The 4,238-nt window shown below is 73.9% G+C and carries 6 protein-coding genes; all 6 read left to right on the forward strand.

Going from position 1 to position 4,238, the window contains the following annotated elements:
* Positions 1-110 precede the first annotated feature (110 nt).
* Entirely contained in the window at positions 111-776 is a 666-nt protein-coding gene (locus Mrose_RS17890) for a hypothetical protein (RefSeq protein ID WP_119280567.1), read from the forward strand.
* Positions 776-1,678, forward strand: a complete 903-nt coding sequence (locus Mrose_RS19715) for a hypothetical protein (protein WP_119280570.1) — start codon at positions 776-778, stop codon at positions 1,676-1,678. The genes Mrose_RS17890 and Mrose_RS19715 overlap by 1 nt, the downstream gene beginning before the upstream one ends.
* Positions 1,678-2,883 (forward strand): type II secretion system F family protein, encoded by a 1,206-nt coding sequence (locus Mrose_RS17900; RefSeq protein ID WP_119280572.1) that lies wholly within the window; start codon positions 1,678-1,680, stop codon positions 2,881-2,883. Before Mrose_RS19715 ends, Mrose_RS17900 begins: the two co-directional genes overlap by 1 nt.
* Before the next feature lie 12 nt (positions 2,884-2,895).
* Positions 2,896-3,342 (forward strand): type II secretion system protein, encoded by a 447-nt coding sequence (locus tag Mrose_RS17905; protein WP_119280575.1) that lies wholly within the window; start codon positions 2,896-2,898, stop codon positions 3,340-3,342.
* A 65-nt stretch (positions 3,343-3,407) separates the two neighbouring features.
* Positions 3,408-3,857: a prepilin-type N-terminal cleavage/methylation domain-containing protein gene (locus Mrose_RS17910; protein ID WP_119280574.1), complete on the forward strand. Its 450-nt coding sequence runs from the start codon at positions 3,408-3,410 to the stop codon at positions 3,855-3,857.
* Positions 3,854-4,238: type II secretion system protein (locus Mrose_RS17915; RefSeq protein WP_182482903.1), on the forward strand; the 385-nt coding region annotated here is incomplete at its 3' end. The genes Mrose_RS17910 and Mrose_RS17915, both read left to right, overlap by 4 nt.

Consider the following 4,238-nt stretch of genomic DNA (forward strand, 5'->3'; position numbering starts at 1 on the left):
GGAGTAGTCGGTGGTTGCGCATCATTCTCCTACCTCCACGTCGCGCTCGAAGCCGGGGCGGTCGGCCCGGCCACCCCCCCCGGCTTCGAGCGCGACGTGGAGGTAGGAGAATGATGCGCAACCACCGACTACTCCTCTTGACGGCCCCGCTGCTGCTCGCGGGCTGCAGCGAGATCCAGAAGCTCACCACCCCGCCCCTGAGCCTGTCCCTGGAGCTCAAGGGTGTGGCGGGCGCCGAGGTACGCCTGGTCCTCAGCGGCAGCGGGAGCAGCGAGACCTACACCGACAACGGCGCCGGGCTGCAGACGGCGGCCACGGTGTGGCCCGGGCGCTACACCGCCAGTCTGTCCGAGCTGGCCCAGGGCCCCATCCGCTACGCGGGGGTGCTCGAGTACTCCAACGCCAGCGGCAACTACACCCGCCAGGGGAGCATGAGCTTCGACGTGCGCGACCACGACGCCGGCAAGCTCAAGCTCAAAGGCTCGTACCAGCCGGTCACCGGCAGCCTCCAGGTCACGGCCTCCGGGCTGCCCTTTGGGGCGCGGGCGGCGGTGTTCTACCGCGCCAGCGGCCAGGAGGAGGCCCCCTTCGACCCCGAGCGTCCGGCGGCGCTCGAGCCCGGCAGCTACCTGCTGCGCTTCGGCGAGGTCGCGGCCGAGGGCCAGACCTACCGGCCCCAGGCTACCCAGGCGGTGGTGGCGGTGGAGGCAGGCAAGCTCACCCCGGTGAGCGTGAGCTACGAAGCGATGCCCGCTGCGGCAGGGGAGGGGCGCTGATGCCCCGCTGGACCCGCTGGACACTGGCCCTGGCGCTGGGCCCGCTCCCGCTGTTCCCGGGGGCCGACCCCGGCTCGGCGGCGCAGTCCCTGGCCCACAGCGAGAACGTGGTCGTCAGCCCCGACGGGCGGCTGGAGGCGCTGTCCTTCGGGCGGCGGGCCTGCGTGCGGGTGATGCACGAGGCCCGCCTGTTGGCGGACCTGACCTGCGTGGACCTGGCGCAGCCCGGCGACGGGGTGCTGCGCCTGGTGGTGGACGGGCGGCCGCTGGAGGTGCCCTACCGCGCCGAGCTAAGCCTGAGCCGCACCGACTACCTCATCCGCCTGGGCGCGGGGTGGGGGGCGGGCTCCGCCTCCGGCCCTGGGTGCACGGCGAATGCCTGCCTGGTGCGAGGGGCGATGCCCCTGCCGGTCCTGCCCGAGGCGACGTCTCACGGTGGCACGACGCCCCCCGCGCTGCCCAGGGCGGTGCCCTCGGTGGCCCTGGAGCCGCTGCCCCTGCGCCAGCCGGAGGCTTCCACCCCCGACGACCCCGTGCACCGGGAGGCCACGCTGGTTGGGGAGCGGGGCCCGGCGTCGGGAAGGGAGCTGCCCGCCGACCCCGCGGCCCTGGCTTACGCCCGTTTCACCCTGCGCCAGGGTGAGCGGGGGGCTCAGCTGAGCTACACCCTGCTGGCGCGGGCCCCGCTGGAGACCCCCACGGCGGCGCTGCGCCTATACCTCGACGGCCAGCCACTCAAGGCCCGCCTCACCCGGCGCGGCCTGGGGCCCGTCCCCGGGCGGCTGGAGGCCGGGGACGGGGAGTGGGGCTGGCTCGAGCTCGGCCGCCTGCAGGGGGCGGTGCTGCGTCTGGAGTGGGCGCTGGCGGGCGGGGCGCTGCGCCGGGAGTGGAGGTTGCGCTGATGGCCAGCTTCCGCTACCTGGCCCTGGAGGGCTCCGCCGCGCGCCGGGGCACGCTGGAGGCCTCCAGCCGCGTCGCCGCCATCGAGCAGCTCAAGGCCCGCGGCCTGGTGCCGCTGGAGCTGGAGGAGCAGCTCGAGGCCGAGCGCGGGCGGGGCTGGCTGGGCGGGGGCTTCAAGGCGCGCGACATCGCGCGCTTCGCCCGGCTGTTCGCCATCCTCGCCCGCTCGGGCATTCGGCCGCACGACATCCTGGAGGTGCTCTCCAAGGACATGAAGAACCCGCGCATGCGGCAGGGGATCGCCGCCATGGCCCAGGACGTGGGGGCGGGAAGCTCGCTGTACGAGGCGGCGCAGAGCCAGCCCTTCCTGCGTCCCTACGCGGGGATGGTGCGTTCGGGCGAGAAAATTGGCGATATGGCCCAGGTCATGCAGCAGCTGGCGGTGTTCCTCGAGCGGGAGGCCGACCTGGCCGACGAGATCAAGGGGGCGCTGACCTACCCGGTGGTGGTGCTCATCATCGGGCTGGCCATCACCTACTTCCTGTTCACCGGGCTGGTGCCCTCCTTCGCCCAGACCCTCAGCGGGCTCGGCGGCGAGCTGCCCCTGCTGACGCGGGTGCTCATCGCTGTCGGCTTCTTCCTCAAGAACCTGGGCTTCACCATCCCGCTGGCAGCGCTGGCGGCCTTCGTGGGGGTGCGGGCGTACTACCAACGCCCCGAGGGTCGGCTGCGGCTGGATGCCCTGGCGCTGCGGTTGCCGGTGGTGGGCGACCTCTTGCGCGACCGGGCGACGTCGAAGGCCATGCGCACCCTGGCGATGATGCTGCGCGGGGGCATCCCCATCCTCGAGGCCCTCGAGACGGTGAGCAAGTCCACCGGCAACGCGGTCTACGACCAGGCCTTCGCCCGCATCCGCGAGGAGATCGCCCAGAAGGCCCGGGGGGTGGCCGAGGCCTTCCGCGCCCAGGAGGGGCTGTTCTCCGCTGCGGCCGTCCAGCAGATCTCCGTCGGTGAGCAGAGCGCCAACCTCCCTCAGATGATGGACTACATCGCCGAGGACCACGAGAAGGAGTCCTCCATGCGCGCACGGGCGCTGCCCAAGCTCATCGAGCCCGTCTCCATCATCTTCCTGGGGGGCGTGGTGGGGACGGTGGTGGCCGGGATGTTCCTCCCCCTCTTCAAGCTCATCGGCGCGCTGGGGAGGTAGGAGGTGGGGCACGTGCGGAAGGGCTTCACGCTGGTGGAGGTGCTGGTGGTCACGGCCCTGGTGGGCCTGCTGGCGGCGAGCCTGCTGTGGGGCTTCGCCTCGGCCCGGCGGCAGGGGCAGTACAGCCAGGCCCGGGCCCACGGGCTCGAGGTCTCCCTCGCGCTCGACGCCTTTTTGGTGCGCAACACCGACCTGCTGCTCGACCTCGACGGCTGGACGGCGGCCTGGCCCGCGGGCAGCCTGGACGGGGCCCCGGCGGCGCTGGCGGGGCTGAGCGGCTTCGACTGCCGCCAGGCCGTGACCCTCGGCCGCGGGGGCATGGAGGGCGGCGGCCAGAGCTGGGGCGCGGCGCCGGCGACGGTGGGCTGTCTCATCGAACGGGCGGGCGACCGCTTCCTGGTGCACACCTGGGTGAGGGGGCTGCCCGGGCACTACCTCAACGGTCGGGACCCTCCCTAGCCCGGAGAGCTTGCTATCATAATCCTCGATAGGATAAGGGGGCGTGGCCCCCGCGTGGAGGTCGTGTGACGCGCAAAGGTCTGACCCTGGTTGAGCTGATGGTGGTCCTGGCGATCATGGCCCTGCTGCTGCCGATAGGAGCCTGGGGGATGGCCCAGCGGCGGCAGGCCGAGCAATGGCGCGCCGCGGCCGGCGCGCTGGAGGGCCTGCTGCGCGCGGGCGGGCAGATCGCCCGCAGCAGCGGCCGCGAGGTGCGGCTGGCGGTGGCGGGCGGGGCAGCCTACCTCGAGCAGGACGGCCTTCCCCTGCACCTCGGGGATCGTCCCCTGACCGCCGGGCGCGTGACCGCTCCCCACCTGCGGGTGGAGCTGCTCCCCGGCATGAGCCTGAGCCCCGGCGGCCTGCGCTGGCGGGCTTCGGGTCGGGTAGAGGGCCCGCACGAGCTGACGCTTCTGTGGGGCGGCCGCAGCCGCACCTACGCCGTGAGCGAGTGGGGGGAGGTGGAGGTCCGATGACCCGCAGGGTTCTGGGCTTCACGCTGGTGGAGGTGCTGGTGGCGGCGGGCCTGGTGGCCCTGGTGGGCACCTACCTGGGGCGGCTGGCCAGCGCCGGCCGCGAGGCGGTGCAGCAGAGTGAGGGCCAGAGCCAGGCCGCGCAGATCCTGGCCCGGCTGGGCGGTGAGGCCCAGCGCGGCAACCCCCAGGTGGTCCCCCCGGGCGGCACGCGGCTGCTCGAGGGGGCGGCGCTGGCGGAGCTCTTGGGCCGTGAGGCGCCGGGCTACCGCGCCGAGGTCCGCTCCTCGGCGGGGGCAGAGGGCCTGCGCGAGTACGCCCTGCGGGTGTGCTGGGGCGGGGGCGCCGGCTGCGTGGAGGGGCGGGTCCAGGGGCCCGCCCCCC

Source organism: Calidithermus roseus (genome assembly GCF_003574095.1).
Classification (GTDB): Bacteria; Deinococcota; Deinococci; order Deinococcales; family Thermaceae; genus Calidithermus; species Calidithermus roseus.